The organism is Sutcliffiella cohnii (assembly GCF_002250055.1).
GTDB classification, from domain to species: domain Bacteria; phylum Bacillota; class Bacilli; order Bacillales; family Bacillaceae_I; genus Sutcliffiella; species Sutcliffiella cohnii.
Window position 1 is genome coordinate 412,674 of the sequence record NZ_CP018866.1, and the last position, 22,328, is coordinate 435,001.

The window sequence follows — 22,328 nt, forward strand, 5'->3', positions numbered from 1 at the left end:
GGAAAAGCATGCATCTTGATGAAAAGATATGGCTTACATTAAGTTTTGGAATGATTATGGTTTTTATGTTACTAACAGGTTATCAAACATTTGCTTTAGGAATGGGGCCGCCAAGTCATAATGAAACAATTGACCCTCAGAAAGTGGATGAAATAGCTCCTTTTAATGAACCAGGGCTTAAGCAAATTGGTGAAAACGAATATGAACTTGTCATGACGTTGCAATTATTCAGTTTTACTCCGATGGAAGTTGAAATTCCAGCAGGTGCAACCGTGCATTTCACTTTAACATCAAAGGATGTCGTTCATGGATTTCAAATTGCCGATACAAACGTTAACGCAATGGTTATGCCAGGCCATATCCAAAAAATATCACAAACATTTGATGAGCCAGGTGAGTATTTAGTTATATGTAACGAATATTGCGGTGTAGGTCACCAATTTATGAGTACGACTATAACAGTGAAATAAGGAGGGAAGTTCCGTGGGAGCAGTTGCAGAAAAAAGAAATAGTACAGCATTTAGGGATAGTGCCAATAAAGCTCTTGGTTTAAATCCACAGGATGCTAATATATCAAAAGCCTATTTATTAGTTGGTTTTATCGCATTACTTCTAGGTGGGTTAATGGGAGTAATACAAGGTTTAAACAGAGCCGGTGTCCTTGAACTACCAACATGGCTTAATTATTATCAAATCTTAACAGCACATGGATTGCTTTTAGTTGTCGTCATGTCATCCTTCATCACGATTGGTTACTTTTACGCAGGTTTTTCACATACGTTAGGAGGACTTCTTCCAAAGGTTAGAAAGATGGCATGGATAGGGTTCGGGTTGAAGATTTTTGGGTTTGTGTTAGTTGTCATCCCTGTGTTAATGAATGAAGCATCTGTTATGTACACATTTTATCCACCAATGGCTGCACACCCTATGTTTTATTTTGGGCTCGTATTTATTGTGTTAGGTGTTTGGATGCTTGCAGCTGGAGCATTTGTTAATGTGGCAAATTGGAGAAAAAATAACAAAGGACAGCATCTTCCTATTCTTGCTTTCTTTGGGACGGGTGTATTTGTTCTGTTAGTAGGAGCAACAGCTATTGTTGCAGTGGAAGTTATCTTTATGATTATTCCTTGGACACTAGGATGGGTAGATGGCATAAACGTCATGGTTTCTCGTACACTCTTCTGGGCTTTTGGACATACAGCAGTTAACATTTGGTATTTAACAGCCGTTTCTGCATGGTATGTTATTATACCGAAGATTATTGGCGGAACACGCTTTAATGACTATTTAACACGCGTTGTCGTAATAGCTTTAGTTATCATGAATATTACTGGTGGATTCCACCATCAAATTATTGACCCTGGTATTTCGTTGTCCATTAAATACATGCACGTTTTTATGAGTTTAGCAATCGGATTCCCATCTTTAATGACTGCTTATGCAATGTTTAGAGTATTCGAACGTACTGGTAGAAGAAAAGGTGGAAAAGGAGCACTCGGTTGGTTGAGAAAATTACCTTGGGGTGATGTGCGTTTCTTAGCTCCATTTATTGCAATGGCTGCCTTTATTCCAGCTGGAGCAGGTGGTATTGTTCAAAGCACGAACCAATTAAACCAAGTTGCACATAATACGATGTGGGTTGTAGGGCATTTCCATTTAACACTAGGAATGACAGTCGTAATGACATTCTTCGGTATTAGTTACTGGTTAGTTCCGCTTGTATTTAAGAGAGTATTAACTCCAGCGATGAATAAAGTTGGTGTTATTCAAACCATTCTTTGGACGATTGGTATGACGATCATGGCATTCTCTATGCATGCTGTTGGATTATTTGGTTCTCCAAGAAGAACTTCTTTTACAACATATGGTGATTTCTCCTCCACGTTAGGTTGGGATCCATATATGGCAGCAATTGGTGTGGGCGCTGTTATGTTAGCAATTGCAGGTGTTCTTCAAATTTATGCTGTATTTAATATGATGTTTTTTGCGCCAAAAGGTAAAACAGAATTCCCAATTGCGGATGTAGAGCCAGACGAAGCTCCAACTCCATATTTTACAGAGCGTTGGGGAGTATGGGTAGTGCTCATGTTAATCGTAGTGGCAATGGCATATGTCCCACCACTTATCGATATGATTGTCAATGCACCGCCAGGCTCACCGCCATTCAAAACTTGGTAAAGTTATTTTTTAAAAAAAGAGATAGCTCGGATGACTGGGCTATCTCTTTGTGCTTATGGTAATCATTCAATCTATCATGTGAGAGGTGGTCTCAATGTTTAAAAACAGGGAAAATACAATCTCTCTACTAATCGTTTTATTGTTTGGTTGTATTTTGTTTTTTATAGGGACGGATGGGTTTACAGCATATACGGCTGAGACGGCTAGAGTTAATCAGCTGCTTAAGGAAAAACCTACTTTTCCTGATGTCATTTTAGAGGATAGTAAAGGGAGAGAGTATTCTTTTACAGAGTTTGAGAATAAGTATGTTTTTATTACGTTCATCTATACAGATTGTGCAACGGTTTGTCCGCAGTTAGAATTTAATATGGGGCAAGTGTATAAATTACTTCCGAAAAAATATATTGGAGAAGATATCGTATTTTTAAGTATAAGTTTTGATCCAGAGCGTGATGACCCGGCTACGTTAGAAAGGTATCAGAACGCTTTTGGTGCCGATGGAGAAACTTGGAGAATGGCAAGAATTCTTGACCCGCTAGAGCTAAACACATTACTAGAAAATTTCGGTGTTATTGTCATCCCGGATGGATTAGGGAACTTTACTCATAATTCAGCCTTTTACTTAGTTGATAAAAAAGGAAAATTAGTAGAAGTGATGGACTTTACAGAAGTCGAGGCAGCAGCAGAAAAAGTGGAAAGTATTCTTGATAGCGAGCAGGTGAGGGAATGAGGACGCAATTTATTTATGGTTTGTTATTATATTTATTTTTATTGCTTCCACCCGTTGCTTATCTATTAGAGTCCATCATGATTACCCATATGCATATGCAAATGCCGTTGCTCGTTATTTCAGGTTTTTTAATGGGAGGTATTCTTCTAAAGCGGTTCCCACGTTTTTTTGAAAAGTGGAATAACAATGGGATACCAGGAATTACGTTATTCTTGATTATTATTATTTATTGGACGATCCCTCGAACAATGGACGAGGCGTTGACCTTACAAAGTATACAAGCTTGGAAATTTATTAGTTTACCATTTTTAGCAGGGATTCCGCTTAGAGATAGCTGGAAAAAACTAAGTAAGGCTGGGAAAAATATTATTATCGTTATTTTTACGGTTAAGTATTTTGGGATGGGAGCTTTATATATATGGGCAGAAGATCAGTTATGCAACAACTATCTCATCATAGAACAATTAACACTCGGCTGGGGCTTCATTACGACAGCTATCTGTTTAGTCATTTATTTAATTTATGTTTTTACAGTAGATCCAACCAAATATGAATAGATAGGAGGTGTTTTCATATGATGGCATCTCAAGAAAAGACAGGAAAAGTACTGGACGTACAACATGTTACGAATCTTGTCACTGATGTAAAATCTCTTTTTAAAGGATTAGTTCTACTATCCAATGTTTTGCCTGTGTTTACTGGTCTATGGTTGGCGTTGTATTTCACGAATGCTTCCTTCCTTGATCATTTAGGTGTTGTTCTACTAACGCTAATTGGCAGTACATTGGTGATGGGTGGTGCCCTAGTCCTTAACAACTGGTACGATGCTGATATTGATTCTGTGATGGAAAGGACGAAAAATCGTCCGACTGTTACTGGTACGATGTCGTTAAAGTTTGTGCTGTTGTTAGGAATTGCCTTATCTGTAGTCGGGATTGTCTTGTTGTTATTTACAACGATGGAAGCTGTCATTTATACCTTCATTGGCTGGTTCACTTATGTTTTCTTGTATACGATGTGGGCGAAGCGAAGATATGCTTTTAATACCGTCGTCGGAAGTGTTTCCGGGGCAGTTACACCGTTAATTGGTTGGTCAGCGTTAGATTCTAGCTTTCATTTAGTACCTATCATTCTATTTCTCATTCTATTTATTTGGCAAATGCCACATACGTTTGCGATTGCTATTAAGAAATTAGATGAGTATAAAGCAGCAGGTGTAGCGATACTTCCTGTTGTGCGAGGAATTAATCATACAAAGTGGCAGAATCTTTTTTATATCGTTTGTTTGTTGCCACTACCATTTTACTTAAATTCACTTGGTCCGACTTTTATTACTATTGCCACACTGTTAAATATTTTTTGGCTATTTTTTAGTGTGTATGGTTTTTTTATGAAAGACACCGTGAAATGGGCCCGGATTAATTTTATTTACTCAGTCAATTATATTGCTATTTTATATACCTTAATGATTGTAGTAACATTTTTTTGATTGGACGGTAGGGACAGCGTTCACTGTCCCACCATTTTTTACATATATTACTTACATTTATCGTTTAATTTCTCCTTTTTCGATAACACCCTTCACTACATCTTCAATAGTTACATTTTCGAGAACCTTCTCCATTGCTAGTTGTGCACTGAAAAAGAGAGGTTCAATCGCACCTTGAATATTTCTTCCAACGGCACAATCAGGATTTACATTTTCGTGAATACTAAATAGTTCGTTGTCCTTAACAACATTAACTGCTTTATAAACGTCAAGTAATGTGATCTCCGATAAATTTTTTGCGAGTTCTGCCCCTGCAATACCAGGTTGTACTTTAACTAATCCTGCTTTTTTTAGCATCCCGATAATTTTCCTGATGACAGCTGGGTTCGTGTTTACGCTTCGTGCTATAAATTCAGAGGAATTAACTCCATCTTTATTTATTTCCATTAGAGTTAATATATGAATACCGACGGAAAATCTACTACTAATAGACATTTTCAGTCACCCACCTTACTTTTTTTTACGAGATACATTCATCATGTAATTCAATTGGTTACAAGTCTATTATAACTTAAAAGGGTAAAAAAAATAAAAATGGTTTTGTTGACATCTAACTTAATTGTAACTAAAATGATTACAGGTAATCGAATTAATTACAAGTGAAATTTTTATATAGGAGGACTTTAAAATGAAAATTGGAATTATTGGTGCAAGTGGGAAAGTAGGCAGTCTTGTTTTGAAGGAAGCAGTTAGTCGAGGACATCAAGTAACTGCAATTGTAAGGGATAAGTCAAAACTAAAAGATACGAATGTAGAAGTGATGGAGAAGAATATCTTTGATCTTACACAAGAAGATGTAAAGCAGTTTGAAGTAGTTGTAAATGCTTTCGGTGCTCCACTTGGAGAAGAGCAAGCACATGTAGATGCTGGACATGCTTTAATTGAAGCTTTAAAAGGAACCGATACAAGAGGAATCATTGTCGGTGGTGCGGGAAGCCTTTATGTGGATGAAAATAAAACGGTTCAGTTAATTGATACACCTGAATTTCCAGATTTCGTGAAACCAACGGCGAAAGGTCAGGGGCGAAATTTACAAGAATTGCAGACAACAACAGGGATTACTTGGACATTTATCAGTCCGTCTGCCGTATTTGATGCGGAAGGAAAAAGAACTGGATCTTATCAGTCTGGAAAAGATCATCTTCTTGTCAATTCAAAGGGTGAAAGCTACATCAGTTATGCGGATTATGCGATTGCAGTTTTAGATGAAATTGAAAATCCACAGCATATAAACGAACGTTTTACTGTCGTGGGTGAAGCAGAATAAGTAGTGGTGAGATTTAAGAGGGCTTAATTTTTGGTTTGTAACGACTACTTTTGGAGTGGTTTCCAATGCTAATTAGTTAATGTTTTTAATAATTCCAGTATTTTTAAAAGGTAAAGCAATGTAATAAAAACCCAAGATTCTTAATGAATTTGAATCTTGGGTATTTTTATGTTCAGTTGTTTATAAAGTAGAATAGGAGGATAAGTTAGTAGTTTCTTTGTAATAAAAATGTAAAAAATTCCAATAAATGTGTGGACGGGGAACCTGTCCCTCTGTCCCATCCCGAAAATCATGAAGCGCCTAGTCTTATGTTAGCGGAGTAAGGTGGTTTGGTGAATAACAAGTGAAAAAGGATAATTATGACAAAAGTCCCTAGCCATTCATAGGACCCTTTTGCAATAATTAAAGTGGTATTAAGTGGTTTATGGATGATTACAAATAATTTTACATAATATCAATTTTTGGGGGAGAAGAATGTCTTATGTTTAATCGAAACGAGTATATGGACCAATTTTTAGATGAAATAATGGAGCCTGGTGAAGTAGAAAAACAGTATTTCTATGTGATGAGTTTTGCTCCGCTCACCAATTATTTGTTGTTTCAGGAATTTACGATGTTGCTGAACAAACACATGATCGTTGCTTTCACAAACAAACGAATTTTAATTTGTGAAATGGATGGAACAACTGGAAAAATGACTGGGAACTTCCTACCGTTGGATTTACAGGATGTTAAGGAAATCTCTTTCAAACGAGGTTTGCTAAAAACAACAGTAAAAATTACTTTTTCAGACGATTCCAAAATCCAAATTAAGCCGAATAATGTTTGCGTAGGGTTATCTAATCATAAAAAGAATTTGTTGGCATTGGCAGAAAGGTATTAATAAGGGGACATTCACGTAGATGATGAAGTTCATTTACTAGATTAAGTGTGAACGAGGGGAAGGTCATTCACACTTAAAATGTGATATATTACCAGACGGCAATACGTCTTTAGCTGCCCAAATGATTGGTTTAAATGCAGTACGTTTTATTCAAAATAACCCTTGTCCGTATGTATGTAATGATGATGATTATTGGCCAATTAGCAATTAATTGGTCTGTTTTTTGTTTAAAGGGTAAGGTTTCAAAGGTTGGTCCAGTATGCTTTATTTAAAACAGGCAAGAAAGCTCCCTCTAAAAGCAGCCTATTAGGGCAGTAAGTGGGTGGAGAGTTCAATTAAGCCATATTAAAGTATATTAGCAATCAATAATTACTAAAATTTATCCTATCTAACCAATACTATGATATATACTTATGTAGAATGAAATAATAGGTTTGAATTTAAAGATTAACTTATGTAATAATTTATCTTCTATTAGGAGGACATAAAATGCCTGTTACATGTTTGTTAGAAGTTAGCCCTGGTAATTCCTTTGATGGTTTAGTTCTCATTAAAGCGGTTAAGTTAGAGAAAACGAAAAAAGGGGATCCATATCTAGACGTGACGATAGGGAAAAAGCATAAAGTAATCGAATGTAAGATTTGGAACAATGGTTTTGGTGGAAGAACAGTGGACGAGATGTTAACGATTTTCACTAACGGTGCAGTCTTACATGTAATCGGTAATGTGTCGGAATATAATGGGAAGGCTCAAATGACGATAAATGAATTCCGAGTCCCTAATAAAGGTGAAGTGAACATCAGTGATTATATAGAAATGGCACCAGAGTCTATTGATAGTATGGAAAACGAAATACTTGAGTTTATAGATGAAATTAAAATTCCTATTTTGCATCAAATCACTTTACAATTGTTTGAGGAGAATAAAAAATACTTCATGACTCATGTCGCTGCAGTGAAGATGCATCATAATTTTCGATCTGGACTTGCCTATCATACCCTATCACTTCTTCGTATATGTAAAAGCATTTGCGATCAGTATGGTGAAGTAATAGATCGCAGTAAAATGTATGCGGCCCTCACACTTCATGATATGGGGAAAATAGTGGAGATGTCTCGTGATTTCACTGCTCCAGAATATACACTTTACGGAAAGTTCCTAGGACATATTCAAATAGTTAACCAAATGATAGACCGTAAGTTAGTGTCGATACGAAATGAACGAACGGTTTCAAAAGAAGAAGTTACGATTGTATACGAACTAATGAACATTATATCAAGTCATCACGGTCCTCTTAGTAACGGATGGGGAAGTACGGCTGAACCTATTACGTTAGAAGCACACCTTTGTCATATGATTGATAATATTGACGCTAAAATCAATATGATAACAAAGGCAACAGAAGATATGCAGGAAGGTGATGTTCAAAAAGTTTGGGGACTTGGCAATATATATAAGCCAAGTACATTAAAAAGTTCAGTTTCGGAATGAATACTGGAAGGTAGTTGGCAAGAGTGGGAAGTTTGTGAATTAGAAGTGGAGCAAGAGAACTGAAATTCGTCTATACAAATATTGATTGAAATGACTAGTAAAAAACCCAAATGAAACAGTTCTGACTTTGGTTGGGCTTCGGGAGATGATAGAGAAAAGAGGCGGGAATATCCACTCTTTTCTCTTTTTCAATTTACAGGTAAAAATAGAAATCTATCTGTGGTATAAACTAGAATTCCTTCCAATAACTGTGTGGACGAGGGACCTGTCCCTCTGTCCCATTTATTTTTGTTTTGCACTTTCTGTTCTATTTGGTGCAAGTGGAGGTTGTTCTAGCCATTTATTTTTCACCATAATGTCAAACCAATTTTTTGTTACCTTTAGATTTTGTAAAATGATGGATTCGTAAGTGGTTACAAGGTCTGCTCTCATCGATGAAGCAAGGCCTGCACCATGATAATTTTGTGCTGCTTGAAACAAGAATCCTATGTGATACATTAATAATTTATCGGAAAATGGAGAGTCTGTCGAAACTGTAACTTCTGTTTCTAACGATTTAGGAACTGGTAAATTATCTGCCTGCATTATTTTAGCTAAAGCTTTAATTTGTCCATCAGCAGTTTTCTCAGAGTGGGTTAAAAATTTTCTAACTTCTTCCGATTCTGCCACTTGGCTAAATGCAATGGAAAGGGTTTTAGCTAGAATACCTTTCTTAATGTTAAAAGAAATACTAATAATTTCTGTCGCTGCAAGTTTTCTACCTTTACCAATAAAACCGTCTATAAAATCTTTACTTGAAAGAAATTGAGTTTGGTTTTGTGGATAAAATAGCGGGTCTCTCTGAAAAAGGCCTTTTTCAAGCAATAGCTCAATCGTTCGATGATACATATTTTTCGCATCATTATCGCAAGAATCGTAAAAATCCCTTAAGTCTTTTCTTACAGAAATACTGAACGCAGTAATATGCCCTAATAATCCATGTAATGTCATGATATGTAAATAATTCAGGCAGAAAGCATCGGTAAACAATCTTGGTTTTCCTGAATACAGGTCTGTTTCTGTAAATCCAATGGGAACAGGAAATCCCTCATTCTCCATAAACGTTTTTAATTGATTCTTCTGTTTTTCAAATATTTGGATGGCATCATTAAAAATAGCTTTTATTTCTTCATCTTCAATAATGGAGTGCATATATTTATTCACTACATCTGTCGCAGTACCGTCAATATATTCCGCCCATAAGGAACCTATTTCAGAAGATGTAAGTTTTAATTTTTCTGTGTCCATGTCTTCACCTCGCAATTATTATTTCCATTTTCAAAATAGATATGATATTTCATTGTTTAAAATATGAGAGTATTATTAAGAATTCATTCCCCAATTAATAAGAAAAAAGGGACGAAACAATCGCCCCATGAAGTGAAAACTATTTTCTAGCAAGCCCTCTTTCAAATGCTGCTAAATGGTTTACCGAGGCATTACGTAGTTGAGTAAAGACATTTCTTACATCAGTAGGAATGTTCATTGTTAAAAATTTGTCGTACATTGATATGTTTTCTATTTCTCCTTGAACACCTGCTGCATATGCAGCTTTTAAGTTATCAGGAGTAGTAACTAAGGATTGAGAAATATCTATTGGTAAAGGAACTTGATAACGTTCGAAAAGTGGTAATAAGGCACTTATATGTCTCATTTCTGCATCTTTAATTTGTACAAATGTTCTTATGTTGCCAAAGGTTGCGATAATGTTATTATATCTTGCTTGGGCTAAATATTCGTCCTGAAGGGCGTAAGTCAACATTTGAGGTAAAGTAAGTGAAGGAGCGTTCAAAGCCCCTAAAGCGCCATAGTCCTCCAGTTGTCTATTGGTATTTGTAGTTTTGAAAACTTTAAATGCTTCTGCCACTTTACGAGCAAAGTTTAAAGGTGGTTCAACGGATTGAAAGTGGACATAAAGAATGGTTGGCTCTGTGTACAGCCAATGATTATGAATGGCGCTGATGATTATACCATTTCTACTTAAACTATTAGTAAATGCCTGTATTTCTTCTTCGAGTATGACTGTTTCACCAAGATTAAGTGCATTACCTTCTTGATCTAACGATTCAAATGATACTTCTGCATGAAGTTCCCCACGACTAGGGCGATCTTGAATTGTAACCTTTAAATTTCGTTCTATTTCCACAGAGCAAACTCCATTGTTAATTTTGGGAGTTTCTTTGAAGATTTGACCAAATTGTTGGCAAATTGTATCGACATTTTGCGGCATAACCATTCCCCTTTATTATTCATTTATATAACTTATGGATTGGGTTATAGTTTAGTAACTTGTATTGCATTACATGATTTTGTATAGGGTGAAAATGTTGACTATTAAAGGGAAAAAAATATTGCTATGTTTTTATACACTCCTTCACATGGAATAAGTTGAGTAATTGACGGATTTGTAATAGAAGATGTATACTAGCATTTATTAGTACGACCCTAAATTCGCAGAAAAAAACATTTTTGCGTTTTCGGGGTCTTTTTCCTGTTACTATCCAACGAGCTCTTCAGAGTGGATTTTAACTTGAAGATTGTGAATGAAAAATAAACAATACCATTTGATATATATAGAAGATTTTCGAATATGGCCTAGTATCCTATAATGAGAGGATTTGAATAGAATGAAAGAAAACTTTTGGCGTGATTTACCACGACCTTTTTTTATATTAGCACCAATGGAAGATGTAACCGATGTTGTTTTCCGTCATGTAGTAAGTGAAGCGGGAAAACCGGATGTGTTTTTTACAGAGTTTACAAACAGCGAGAGTTATTGTCACCCTGATGGTATCCAAAGTGTACGTGGTCGGTTAACTTTTACAGAAGATGAACAACCGATTGTAGCACATATATGGGGAGACAAGCCTGAATACTTTCGCCAAATGAGTATTGGAATGGCGGAGCTTGGGTTTAAAGGTATAGATATAAATATGGGATGTCCTGTACCTAACGTGGCACGGCATGGGAAGGGAAGTGGCCTTATTCTTCGTCCAGAAGTTGCAGCAGAATTAATTCAAGCAGCAAAAGCAGGAGGACTGCCTGTTAGTGTTAAGACAAGGCTTGGATTCAAGGAAATAGACGAATGGCGCGAATGGCTGACACATATATTAAAACAAGATATTGCGAACCTTTCTATTCATCTGCGTACTAGAGAGGAAATGAGCAAAGTTGACGCCCATTGGGAGCTAATTCCTGAGATAAAGAAACTTCGTGACGAGATTGCTCCAGATACACTATTGACGATTAATGGAGATATACCAGATCGCCAAACGGGCTTGAAGCTTGTGGAGCAATATGGTGTGGATGGGGTTATGATTGGTCGCGGAATTTTCCATAATCCATTTGCTTTTGAAAAAGAGCCGAAAGAGCATAGCAGTAAGGAATTACTTGATCTTTTACGATTGCACCTCGATCTTTATGATAAATATTCAGATGTTACACTACGTTCATTCAAGACTCTTCATCGCTTTTTTAAGATATACGTCAAAGGTTTCCGAGGAGCGAGTGAACTAAGAAATCAGCTAATGAGCACAGAGTCAACAGATGAAGTGCGTGCAATGCTTGATAAGTTTGTGTTGGAAAATGATTAATAATATTCTATCTTATAGTTTTTATTAAAGGCTCTGTTTAGCAGGGTCTTTTCTTAATTTAACTAGGCTATAATTTGGTGAGAAAATAGAACTTCTCCAATTACCAAGCGATAATATTTTTAGTATGTGAATAGGAAATTTTGCGAATTATAATCACGATTAAAAAATCAACGTCAATTGGGGGATTGTAATGGAAAAAGAAAATAATGAATTACAGCAATCGATTAAAGATAATGAAACGTTAGAAATAAGTTCAACAGGTTATGGGTTAGAGTCGGTTTCACATGATGAAAAGGAAAATAAACAGGAAAATCAAAATCCGTCTAGTTGTGGAGGATTATGATTTTATAATCTATTGAATCAGTTTAATAATTGTTAAGCCCAAGAACGGCGTTCCACCCTGTTCTTGGGCTTTTTTGTGGTTTGAAGATAGCAGATTTCCCCCAAAAAATGTGTGGGCAGAACCTGTCCCTCTGTCCACAACAAAAGTTTGTGGTAAAAAATTACTATTTTGAGTTGTATTTCTTAATTCACCATCAAAGTTAAGTGAAATAGTTAGATATTTGGGAATAAATTACTAATTTGTAAATAAGGAAGAAACCTCATGAATAATTGGAATTATTAGACTATTATAAATTTGTGGAAGGGGTAAAGAATCCCTCCCGCATCGACATGGTAGGTGAGTTATACAAAGCGCTTGAAGGGTAAGTATTAAAAACCATTAGAAAGTTTGAGGAGGAATGGAAAATGCAAAATCAATTGAAAAGGGAAAAGAAGAAACCGTTATTTCGTAAATTGAAACTTACGTTAGCTGCGTTGACATTGTCTGCTGCTTTTATTGGAGGTACAGCGATGCCTGCATTTGCTTGGGTGAATCCAGGTTGGCACTATCAGTACCCAACTGAGGGAGGAACATGGAGATATGGATTCGTGGACGCTGGGCTCCGTTCTCAGTATAACCATCCTTCAAAGGTACACGGCTCAACTGTTCAGAGGCTTATTGATGGTCAAGTGGTAAGTACTAATAGAAGCTTGGATACTCGTGCAGGTCAGTACTCATATGCCTATATTGGAACAATAAACTCACCAGGGCTTAAGGGTCGTTATTATTATCGAGTAAACTAATTTAGAAGATACAGCTTGGTTAAGTTTACTTAGTTTCAGATAGTACTAGAAAGTTCTGCTTTTTATTTGCGGTTTATTGTTGCTGTCATTTGCAAGTGGTCCATGCAATGCATAGAGACAAGCTATCCACCTATATTAATCGACCTATTTGATCGAGACTTTCTGCAGACAATTGGTGTCTAGAGAGTTAAAATCTACATTCTCTGCTCTAATTTTTAGTTAATAACATACATGGTCATAGGTTGGAGCAACTAAAGTATAAGCCTGTCTTACCGTAACCTACCATGTCGGTGCGGAAGTGGTTCTTTCCCTAAGTAGCAAATTACATCTAGCTTTTTACCTCATACATAAAATTTTTTCAAAAAAGATTTAAAATTAGTGTAACTTTTTCTCACTTTCAGTTGTTGATATTGTAGATAAGTAAAATAGGAGAACAAATAATCTAGTTACCACAAAGAGCGATCAAAAAGATCAACACATCCTATACAGCTTGTCTGATTAGGTACTGGTCATTATTTGATAACCTAATCATTTTTGCCTGGTACGGCAGATTGGTATTACTTATAGTAAAGCAAATGAAAGGGGAGAAAAAGTACTTGTGAAATTAAAAGAATGAATGTCTCCAACAAAGATGAGACACGTTGTCACGGTTCAAAAGTAAACTTCAACAAGCCATCTTAGATGAACGGCAATCCATTATCTTTAATGGTAATTATATAGGAAAAATTAATGGGAGGAATAAAAAAATGAGCAACTATTTTGGGGGAGGAAAGAGTAATCCCTTGGTTCGGACAAGTAAAATGGCACAAGCAGGGTTAGCTTTTTCTTCAAGATTCGAATGTAATGGGTGGTTCAAATGTTGATTCAAGCTAAAGGTATATCAGTAGCAATTGGAGGGCGTACAGTTCTTAATGATGAGAATGTTCGTTGCTCGCCTGGGAATATGACAGCTCTTGTTGGTCCAAGCGGATGTGGCAAGACCACTCTCCTGCACACTCTTGGACTGTTGCTCCCTGTAAATGAAGGACAGATACTGATAGATGGAAAGGACGTCACAAACTATAGTACTAAGGCACGGCGTAAATTTTGGCGTGATCATGCGGCATTTGTGCTCCAGGATTACGGGATTATGGATGAAGAGTCTGTTGCTTTCAATGTCACAATGAAATCGAGCATCTTAGGCCGGCGAATGAAGGGAAATCAAGAACGGTTGTCACAGGTACTTGAGCAGACGGGTCTTCCAGGTCGGGAGGATGAACTGGCTGGCCATCTAAGCGGTGGAGAGAAGCAGCGACTTGCACTAGCTCGTGCCATTTATAAAGACGCTTCTGTTCTGTTCGTCGATGAGCCCACTGCCTCGCTCGATGCCACTAACCGGGGAAAAGTAATCGATTTGTTTGCTGACTTCGCTGCACGTGGTAGTACGGTTATTGTGTCGACGCACGACTCTGAAATGATTAGTGCTTGTGACGCTAAACATGAGGTCGGATTAAAGAACTCGACCTATCACACGGGAATGAGGGAAAAAGCGGGAATAGGAGGGGCCATATGAAATCAAGCTCAAAAATAATGATTGGTGTTGTTTTCTTATTGTTAGTCGTACTAGCTTTTGCCCTTTTAAATGGATGGTTCCCAGTATCAAGGGATACGCATCCGCCATGTGAACAATTGCCGACCACGGCAGAAGCTACTTCGGCACTTGCTAGCAACGAAAGTCTTGCAGAGGAAATTAAAGCACTTGGAGATGGTATTACGGTGGAAGTAGGAAAACCGTGTAATGATGACCAAGAGCGAGGGTTGGTTCTAGTGAGCTATAGTACGAAATCCGAGCGTGACGCCATTTCCGACTTACTTAGCCGCCGCGAAGGGTTTGGGGTTCCGGTGCATCTTGTGAAGCGCTAATTCAAATATTGAGTAATCTTAATATAGTGGAATTAGTATTATCTTTTAACAAACTATTACTTACTTTCCACTTTCTTAAGTTAAAACTAACAATAACAGACTACGCCTAGGGCGAATAGCATTCACGGAATGTAGAACGTTTGCGAACAATAGCTAGGCGAATAAAAACGATAGAAAAGTAAAATGTTGACGAAATTATTCAAATGAATTAGGAGGATGAAGTAGAATGGAAAAACATAACCTGCTATTCCAGGCGATTTCCTCAGGTCTAGCTGTTACCGGTTATGGTCGCTGGGGATTAGCACGACTAACTCAAAATAAATGTTGGAGGGCAACTTGTGTATAAGCGTATTATAGTGGTTGTCGCAAGTGCGTTGTTTGGTCTCCTAGCACTATTAGCGGTGATCATTACGGACCTATATGATCGAGACTTTCCGCAGGCTATAGGCGTCGAAAGTAGACTTAGTATCAATTTTAGCGAATCTAATTTTTCTGTTACGGAAGCATTTGCAATGCTGGAGGAGCTGGATGCAAGTTTGGAGCTTGGTTTAGTGAAGGTCGCGCCGGACCTAGCTAGTGACGGTGAGGGACAAATGTTTGTAGCCCTAAATGAAGGAGAACTGCCCGAAGAATTTAGTTGGTTCGGTGGAGATGGTGTAGTGAAAATCGTCGGCAAGGATAGACTTTCCAACTCATATCCTGATGGTTTTTATCTAGTAACTGGAAAATATGCTAACTTAAGAGAATTTGAAGATACGTTGAAAAGTGCAGGCGTAAAGGTTGGTCGCGGAGATGCCTCAATTTTGGATAGTCTCTTTTTCGTAGTACAAGAAAGAGGCTTTACTGCTGCTGTTATTGCAGCGTTTGCGCTAATTATGGCACTAGCGCTGTTCTGGTTGTCCCTAAGGGCGCGAGGGCGTGCTCTTCGAGTACTCGGTGGATGTCCTACAGTGAGGATACAGATGCAGGACTTGGCCGGATTCGGCGGCACACTGTTCGTTTCGGCGGGCGCTGTATCGTTAATTGCGGCATTATATGTAGGTCTGTTTTATGGCTGGCTGTATGTTGGCACCTTCCTCAAAGTGCTTCTCAGCTTGCAAGTGGCAGTCATTACAGTTTCCCTTCTTGCAGCACTTATTATGTCAGCAACGGCTTGGCCTAGTGCCACCATGCTTGCAACAAGACAACCAGCTGTTAAGAGTCTGCGGTCGGCAGCGATGGTGATTCAGGCATTAACATTTCTACTGGTGGTGTCAGCGGCCGGCCCTGCTTGGTCTTCTTACAAACATTCTTCTGCAATGGCAGCGGAAATGGCGCAGTGGAAGCAACTAGCTGATCAAGTTGCTATTGTGTTCGCCACAGAAATTAACGAAATGGACAATTTGGAGCCACAAATAGGTGAGCTGGTGAAAGATGCAGAATCACTAGATGCAGTTGCTTTTTCGTATACCTATACAAAAGAAATGATAATGTCGGTCAACTTTGGAGAGTACTCTTCCGTCTCTTTTGTGAATGAGAATTGGCTCGATCTAGTGACGAAGGGAGTGTCACAACCGACTGTAACTTCGGTCCCACATGAAGATATTCCAAAAGAGCTTTTCCAAATGGTTCGAGAAGAGGCAGACTTCTTGTCTAGAGATGGAGTTTCCGAAGAATTGTTTTCACAGTTCCAGTTCCTACGCCCTGCCGATGGGTTTCGCCTACCGGTATCCCAGGGAGGAGGTGGCGAAAGACTTCTTTTTTCGGAAGATGTGCTTGTTGTCGTAGTGCCCTCGATTTATAACGTATATAATGATTCGGCATTAACATCAATGGCATCTACTAGTAACGTCGTGTTCTCCGGTGTGACAGCTACGCAACAATTGTTAGAACGACACGGACTCGACGTGCAGTCACTACGAGAAAGTGGTATGAAAGGTGAATTGAGGGTTGTTTACATTGCAGAGGAAGGGATTCTCCTTGCGCAATTCGCCGCATACGTTGTATGGTTGTTAAATCTTGCCCTAGTTGCCCTAGTTGTTGCCTTCTCTGTAGCAGCTGGAATTAGCGCACTGATCACAGCACTCCTTCAATCGAAGCGCGATTTCCCGTTGCGATTAGCAGGTCAATCATGGATAAGCATTCTTCAGAGGCGTATAGTCAAAGATTTATTTGCTGGAATCATTATCGTCGGGATTGTTGTTGTACTTCAAAAACCTGGTACGATGGGAGCTGTACTTGTAGCCGCCGCGTATGGTTTGCTTATAGTGCCGCTGAGCCATCTGTTTGCGACGCGTTGGTGTTTTAATGGTGTGAGTAGACGTCGGATTTGATTTTTACGGAGTAGGATGAGGGAACAGTGTAGCTAAGAAAATACTTTGCGGGATGCTAGAAGGGTATTGGGTCAAACTCGGAATCTATTAGGAAGACTAGTATTCAAAGTTGATGAAGAGCAATCTATAGTTTGGATTGACGGTATACCACGGGAATATGATTATTTGAACATATATTGTATTTGGTACCTACATCATTTTGTAGGTACCTTTTTAATGTGTAGAAAATAGATTATTAATCTAAAACAATTTAATTAAATTTATATACATAATATAGAAAAAATTACAGTAAATGCGTGGACAAGGAACCTGTCCCTCTGTCCCAAAATCAGATAATTTGAAAAAATATATTTTGTTGATATACTAGAGTGTAGTAAGAAAATATTTATATTTCTTACATATATTGTATGTGGAAGTCTCATATATTATTAGAAAGGTGGAAGCATAATGAATGCACTAGTGGCCCAAGAAAGGAATAATTTTAAGAGATCGGCATTGAAGAAGTTAAGAAATGATGGGGAAGTTCCTGCAGTTGTTTATGGAAGTGATGTTAAAACAAAATCTATTTCTATCAACAAGTCAGAGTTACTGAAAGCATTAAAGGTAGTTGGAAGAAATGGTATTTTCCCACTTAATCTTAATGGTAAGGTGAAAAACGTTATTTTAAGAGACTATCAAAATGATAGTGTAACGAGGGAAATCCTACATGTAGATTTTCTTCAAGTAGAGAAGGATACTGAAATCGATACCAAAGTTAGTGTAATATTAACGGGAACATCTATTGGAGAAAAATCTGGTGGAACCGTTAAACAATTTATTCATGAATTAGATGTAACAGCGAAGGCAAAAGATTTACCAGATGAAATTCAAATCGATATCACTGATTTTGATATTGGTCGTGCTGTTAAAGTAGGAGATATCAAAAAGGATTATAGTAACTGTACATTTAAGCATGAAGACCAAGAAACTGTTGCAATGGTTGATTATGTGAAAGCTCAAACAAGTGAAGAAGAAGAGGCTGAAGGTGAAGCAGTAGGTGTTTGACCTTAATGCGTGACACGAATCAATTTACCTTTATTTAATTATGTTGAGGCCAAAGATATACGAGAAAAACGGTTATTTGCCATTTATTTGGCGAATTGCTAAACCGCAATTTCCTTCAACTTTCTCCACACCATATGAAAAATATTACCCACTCTCATCTTTTGGGAATTTGGTGTAATAGTTGCCTCTAACTCTATCCCTAATATGAATCTGATTTTAAGTAGGATGAGAGTGAATAGCTAACATTTTGCTGAAAAAATTTTGCTTCTCATGAGTTTTTAACTCGTGGGAAGTTTTTTACTGAAGACGATGTTTTTACATAAAAAATTATTAGTGCTGTAGGTAAACGAGTGGAAAACTTAGTAAGCTTGTGGAAAGATTAGGTATGCTACGGAAAGTATCATAGATGTAAACAAAGGTTTCTAGAGTTTCTTAAGACCTAAATGATATAACTAGCTTAACAACCGATAAGGAGGAATAGTCAATGACATTAGGTGAAAAAATTAAGGATTATAGATTAAGAGCTAAATTATCCCAGGAGCAGTTAGCACATAAATTAAGTGTGTCGAGACAGGCAATAACAAAATGGGAAAATGATAAAGGAATGCCTGATATACAAAATTTACAATACTTAGCAAAATTATTTGATGTTAGTATTGATTCTTTAATTAATGATCCGGAAGACATCGCTACAATTGTAGTTAAAGAAGACATTAACATCGATTCGTACCAAATTAAAGGAAAGTGCCGTTCGAAATATGATGCAGTTGTTCATGAAAAATATCAGCAAGCAAAAGCAATATTTCCTTTAATAAGAAGAAAAAAGTTGAATTTTGCACAAGAAGTCGTTGATTTTATCGTCCAGCCAGGCGTTTTACATACGGCTGATGCGTTTAATGACATGTCATCGTATTATCTCGTGGAAGATACTAATAAGCAATTATTAGTTCAAGTTACTAAGAATACAATAGAGGGAAGAGAACTAACAAAGAGGTTTGAAGGTAAAAAAATGGTTGTCGATGGCCATCTATACAGAAAAGCTACATATCAAATTTTGTAATTAGAAAGATAAACCTTGTTGCAGCTCAGTTAGATTAGGAAAGCCCTATAACCATTTCTTTTAAGCTATAAAATTTCCTTTAAGATGCTGTTACTGGAACGTATTAGTCTTATGATTTTATATTAGAGGATAAAAGGAGGAGTTTTATGAAGCGACTAATTCGTGCTATTAAGGCGAATTATGAATTTTACGTAGACGTATATGAAAGGATATGGGGAAGTGGAAATACACAATACGAACAACAACAAAAGGAAGAGAAGAAAATTAATGATTCAAAAATAATACCTTTCGATCCCAAGAGGGCGTCTAAGAGAAATAAATTTAATAATGTTCGGGATGTAACGAAAGAGTATGATAAGAAAAATCAAATTAAGTGATTGCAGGGACAGGATTGCACACACATATTAGTAAGTTGAAAGCTTTGTAGTGTGAATTATTAGCTTAGTGAGTTCAGCCAGGTATATTAAATAATATATGTTTTTGTAATGATATAAACACCTTTTATACGTTTTAAGAGGTGTTTAAAATAAAATATCTCGAATTCGAGGCATTTTTCTTGAAAAGTAATTTTTCGAGGGGTACGATAGTTATGTAAAGTAATTTAATTTTTAAAAAATTGGAGGAATACATCATGGGTAAATTAGACGGTAAAGTGCAATTATTACAGGAGCAGCACAAGGTATGGGTGCTATGCATGCTCGTAAATTTGTAGAGGAAGGTGCGAAAGTAGCGATTACGGACTTAAACTTAGAAGGTGCACAAACACTAGCTGATGAATTAGGAGAAAATGCAATCGCTCTTAAATTAGATGTATCTAGTGAAGAAAACTGGTTAGAAGTTGTAGCAAAAACAGAAGAAACATTTGGTCCTATTAATGTGTTAGTAAACAACGCAGGGATCGGTATTTTCAAAACATTAGAGGAACTAACTGTAAAAGATTTCGAGCTAACATTCAAAGTGGACGAGCTTGGTGTATTTTTAGGAATGCAAAAAGTACTTCCTTCTATGAAAAAAGCTGGCGTAGGTTCTATTGTTAACATTTCATCTGTAGATGGTTTAGTAAGCGCACCAACGGCTATTGCATATAGTGCTTCTAAACATGCTGTAACTGGTATGACAAAAGGTGCAGCTACTGAGCTTGGTCAATATAACATCCGTGTAAATTCTGTACATCCAGGAATTATTAAAACACCAATGGCTGACCAACCAGATGTGGAAGAATATTTAAAACAGCTTGAACAAGATATTCCACTAAGAAGAAGAGCAGAGGTAGTAGAAGTGTCTAACTTAGTTGTGTATCTAGCTTCTGATGATTCTAGCTATTCAACTGGAGCTCAATTTGTAGTAGATGGCGGAATGATTTCTGACTTATAATAGATGAAAATAACTCATTATTGGAAAATAAAAGTTATTATTGTTTGCCTATTCCATTAACTAGTGCCTTAAGTTCAATAAAAACTTAAAATAAACATAGGACCACCTATATAAACTGGTCGATTAGTAGCTGACATGGAAAAATAAAGTACTTAAAATCTATACCTAAGAAGCAGAGTTTTAAATACCTGCTCCTTAGGTTTTTTAATGTTTAAATTATTTATCGGACAATTCAGGAAAATTTTTATGGGTATTGAACGTTCCGTGACAAACGGGGAAGTAACCCTACATTTTCAACCTTTGTTCTTGAGCATAGGTTGTTCTATTGGATTCTATATTGTAATAAACAAATTCATAATTATGGGTGTACTATATAGTAAGCTTAGCAATTTCTGTTCCGTTACGCGTAATAATAATATCCTCTTGAGTAGCTAACATTAAATATTTTCCAAATTGTTTTGCAGTTCTGTGGAATTAACTTTCACTTTTACCATCAACCTCCTTTTAGCTAATTGGCAAAAGGCGAATGAGAGTACTTTTGAACAGCTTCAAAAAATAAATAATTTCCAAAAATTGTGTGGACGCGGAACCTGTCCCTCTGTCCCACCCGGAACCTGTCCCTCTGTCCCAATTTTGCCTTTTCGTATATAATAATATTCAAATGGATGTTTGAATGTGGTGAGGTGGCAATATACATGAACGATTACGATGTAGTTATTATTGGTGGCGGTCAAGCGGGTCTTGCGATGGGATACTATTTAAAGCAACAACAGTTTTCTTTTATTCTACTAGATAAAAATGATCGAATAGGGGATTCGTGGCGGCAGCGATATGATTCTTTAGTTTTATTTACTCCAAGAAAATATAGTAGTCTCCCAGGTTTGGCGATGGAGGGAGTGGAAAATGATTTCCCGACGAAGGAAGATATGGCAACATATTTAGAAAACTATGTAAACCATTTTGAATTACCGGTAAAAGGAAATACTGAAGTGAAAAAGCTTAGGAAACAAGATGGTGCTTTTCATATTGAAACGAATAATGGAGTCTTAAGGTGTAAGCAAGTGATCGTCGCAACAGGTGCTTTCCAAAAATCGTATATACCCGTAGTCTCTAACAGTGAAAACCAACCGCTTTACCAACTCCACTCTTCACAATACCGTTCACCAAAGAACATTCCCGGAAACTCGGTGCTAGTAGTTGGCGGTGGAAATTCTGGAGCACAAATTGCGGTGGAACTTTCTAAGGAGAAGAACGTAACAATAGCTATAGGACATCCGATCAAATTTTTACCTTTGCACCTATTCGGAAAAAGTATTTTTAGTTTGTTAGATAAGCTTGGGTTACTTTATGCTGGCGTTGATACATGGAAAGGGAAATGGTTTCAAAAGCAGAGTGATCCGATATTTGGGAAAGAATTAAAAACATTGCTTAAAAACAAAAAGGTTCTTATAAAGCCGAAAGTTGTTTCAGTAACGGGCAATGAAGTATTGTTCGAAGATGATAGTAAAGAAGTTTTTGATAGTATCATATGGTCAACGGGCTTTGTTCCATCGTATGATTGGATTCATATAGATGGTGTACTTTCAGTAGAGCAAAAACCTACCCATACTAGAGGAGTTACGGAAGTAAAAGGGTTATATTTTTTAGGCTTACCTTGGCAATACCAGCGTGGTTCTGCACTGATTTGTGGTGTTGGAAGGGATGCTGAATATTTAGTTTCGTTTATTGTTAGTTTGCAAGGAAGTAATTAAGGACCGAAATTAATGCTGATGCCAGAAAAG

21 protein-coding genes and 1 pseudogene are annotated in these 22,328 nt (G+C 37.1%); 19 read left to right on the top strand and 3 right to left on the bottom strand.

Annotation, left to right across the window (positions count from 1 at the left end):
* The first annotated feature begins 8 nt into the window (after window positions 1-8).
* From BC6307_RS01905 to cyoE, 5 genes are all read left to right on the top strand, one after another.
* The gene (locus BC6307_RS01905; protein WP_066416297.1) at window positions 9-470 is read left to right on the top strand and encodes a cytochrome c oxidase subunit II; all 462 of its coding nucleotides are present in this window, start codon (window positions 9-11) and stop codon (window positions 468-470) included.
* 13 nt (window positions 471-483) lie between these two features.
* A complete protein-coding gene (locus tag BC6307_RS01910; RefSeq protein ID WP_066416298.1) occupies window positions 484-2,178 on the top strand; it encodes a cbb3-type cytochrome c oxidase subunit I in 1,695 nt (564 codons plus the stop codon).
* Window positions 2,179-2,272: 94 nt separating this feature from the next.
* Window positions 2,273-2,908, top strand: coding sequence for an SCO family protein (locus tag BC6307_RS01915; protein ID WP_066416299.1), 636 nt, complete (start codon window positions 2,273-2,275; stop codon window positions 2,906-2,908).
* Window positions 2,905-3,465, top strand: coding sequence for a hypothetical protein (locus BC6307_RS01920; RefSeq protein ID WP_066416301.1), 561 nt, complete (start codon window positions 2,905-2,907; stop codon window positions 3,463-3,465). The genes BC6307_RS01915 and BC6307_RS01920 overlap by 4 nt, the downstream gene beginning before the upstream one ends.
* A gap of 20 nt (window positions 3,466-3,485) precedes the next feature.
* Window positions 3,486-4,397 carry a heme o synthase gene (cyoE, locus tag BC6307_RS01925; protein ID WP_235858130.1) on the top strand — a complete coding sequence of 304 codons (912 nt, stop codon included), beginning with the start codon at window positions 3,486-3,488 and terminating at the stop codon, window positions 4,395-4,397.
* A 57-nt stretch (window positions 4,398-4,454) separates the two neighbouring features.
* On the opposite strand, the gene BC6307_RS01930 is transcribed toward cyoE, so the two are convergent.
* Window positions 4,455-4,892, bottom strand: a complete 438-nt coding sequence (locus BC6307_RS01930) for an Rrf2 family transcriptional regulator (protein WP_066416304.1) — start codon at window positions 4,890-4,892, stop codon at window positions 4,455-4,457.
* Between the two features lie 193 nt (window positions 4,893-5,085).
* On the opposite strand from BC6307_RS01930, the gene BC6307_RS01935 reads away from it, so the two are divergent.
* From BC6307_RS01935 to BC6307_RS01945, 3 genes are all read left to right on the top strand, one after another.
* A complete protein-coding gene (locus BC6307_RS01935) occupies window positions 5,086-5,724 on the top strand; it encodes an NAD(P)-dependent oxidoreductase (RefSeq protein ID WP_066416305.1) in 639 nt (212 codons plus the stop codon).
* Window positions 5,725-6,205: 481 nt separating this feature from the next.
* Window positions 6,206-6,607, top strand: a complete 402-nt coding sequence (locus BC6307_RS01940; protein ID WP_066416307.1) for a PH domain-containing protein — start codon at window positions 6,206-6,208, stop codon at window positions 6,605-6,607.
* 489 nt (window positions 6,608-7,096) lie between these two features.
* Window positions 7,097-8,098, top strand: coding sequence for a 3'-5' exoribonuclease YhaM family protein (locus tag BC6307_RS01945; RefSeq protein WP_066416312.1), 1,002 nt, complete (start codon window positions 7,097-7,099; stop codon window positions 8,096-8,098).
* A gap of 282 nt (window positions 8,099-8,380) precedes the next feature.
* Here BC6307_RS01945 and BC6307_RS01950 read toward each other — a convergent pair whose 3' ends face one another.
* Together BC6307_RS01950 and BC6307_RS01955 are read right to left on the bottom strand one after the other, a co-directional pair.
* The gene (locus BC6307_RS01950; protein WP_066416315.1) at window positions 8,381-9,385 is read right to left on the bottom strand and encodes a DUF3231 family protein; all 1,005 of its coding nucleotides are present in this window, start codon (window positions 9,383-9,385) and stop codon (window positions 8,381-8,383) included.
* Between the two features lie 139 nt (window positions 9,386-9,524).
* Window positions 9,525-10,367: a DUF1259 domain-containing protein gene (locus tag BC6307_RS01955; protein ID WP_066416318.1), complete on the bottom strand. Its 843-nt coding sequence runs from the start codon at window positions 10,365-10,367 to the stop codon at window positions 9,525-9,527.
* A gap of 397 nt (window positions 10,368-10,764) precedes the next feature.
* Here BC6307_RS01955 and BC6307_RS01960 point away from each other — a divergent pair, with 397 nt between their 5' ends.
* The 11 genes and pseudogenes from BC6307_RS01960 to BC6307_RS02005 all read left to right on the top strand — a co-directional run bounded on the left by BC6307_RS01960 (window position 10,765) and on the right by BC6307_RS02005 (window position 22,298).
* Complete coding sequence (locus tag BC6307_RS01960) at window positions 10,765-11,730, top strand: tRNA dihydrouridine synthase (protein ID WP_066416320.1); 966 nt, start codon at window positions 10,765-10,767, stop codon at window positions 11,728-11,730.
* A 190-nt stretch (window positions 11,731-11,920) separates the two neighbouring features.
* Window positions 11,921-12,073, top strand: coding sequence for a hypothetical protein (locus tag BC6307_RS24680; RefSeq protein WP_157076653.1), 153 nt, complete (start codon window positions 11,921-11,923; stop codon window positions 12,071-12,073).
* Between the two features lie 404 nt (window positions 12,074-12,477).
* Window positions 12,478-12,855, top strand: coding sequence for a lactococcin 972 family bacteriocin (locus BC6307_RS01965; protein ID WP_066416321.1), 378 nt, complete (start codon window positions 12,478-12,480; stop codon window positions 12,853-12,855).
* Window positions 12,856-13,711: 856 nt separating this feature from the next.
* A complete protein-coding gene (locus tag BC6307_RS01970; protein ID WP_066416324.1) occupies window positions 13,712-14,407 on the top strand; it encodes an ABC transporter ATP-binding protein in 696 nt (231 codons plus the stop codon).
* The gene (locus tag BC6307_RS01975) at window positions 14,404-14,757 is read left to right on the top strand and encodes a hypothetical protein (protein ID WP_066416325.1); all 354 of its coding nucleotides are present in this window, start codon (window positions 14,404-14,406) and stop codon (window positions 14,755-14,757) included. The genes BC6307_RS01970 and BC6307_RS01975 overlap by 4 nt, the downstream gene beginning before the upstream one ends.
* Window positions 14,758-15,095: 338 nt before the next feature.
* Window positions 15,096-17,069: a hypothetical protein gene (locus BC6307_RS01980; protein WP_066416326.1), complete on the top strand. Its 1,974-nt coding sequence runs from the start codon at window positions 15,096-15,098 to the stop codon at window positions 17,067-17,069.
* A gap of 447 nt (window positions 17,070-17,516) precedes the next feature.
* A complete protein-coding gene (locus BC6307_RS01985; RefSeq protein WP_066416327.1) occupies window positions 17,517-18,113 on the top strand; it encodes a 50S ribosomal protein L25 in 597 nt (198 codons plus the stop codon).
* 484 nt (window positions 18,114-18,597) lie between these two features.
* Complete coding sequence (locus tag BC6307_RS01990; RefSeq protein ID WP_066416329.1) at window positions 18,598-19,173, top strand: helix-turn-helix domain-containing protein; 576 nt, start codon at window positions 18,598-18,600, stop codon at window positions 19,171-19,173.
* Between the two features lie 146 nt (window positions 19,174-19,319).
* Window positions 19,320-19,550 (top strand): hypothetical protein, encoded by a 231-nt coding sequence (locus tag BC6307_RS01995; RefSeq protein WP_066416343.1) that lies wholly within the window; start codon window positions 19,320-19,322, stop codon window positions 19,548-19,550.
* Between the two features lie 254 nt (window positions 19,551-19,804).
* Window positions 19,805-20,547 (top strand): annotated as a pseudogene (locus BC6307_RS02000) (SDR family NAD(P)-dependent oxidoreductase).
* A 695-nt stretch (window positions 20,548-21,242) separates the two neighbouring features.
* Window positions 21,243-22,298, top strand: coding sequence for a flavin-containing monooxygenase (locus BC6307_RS02005; RefSeq protein WP_066416357.1), 1,056 nt, complete (start codon window positions 21,243-21,245; stop codon window positions 22,296-22,298).
* The last annotated feature ends 30 nt before the right edge of the window (window positions 22,299-22,328 follow it).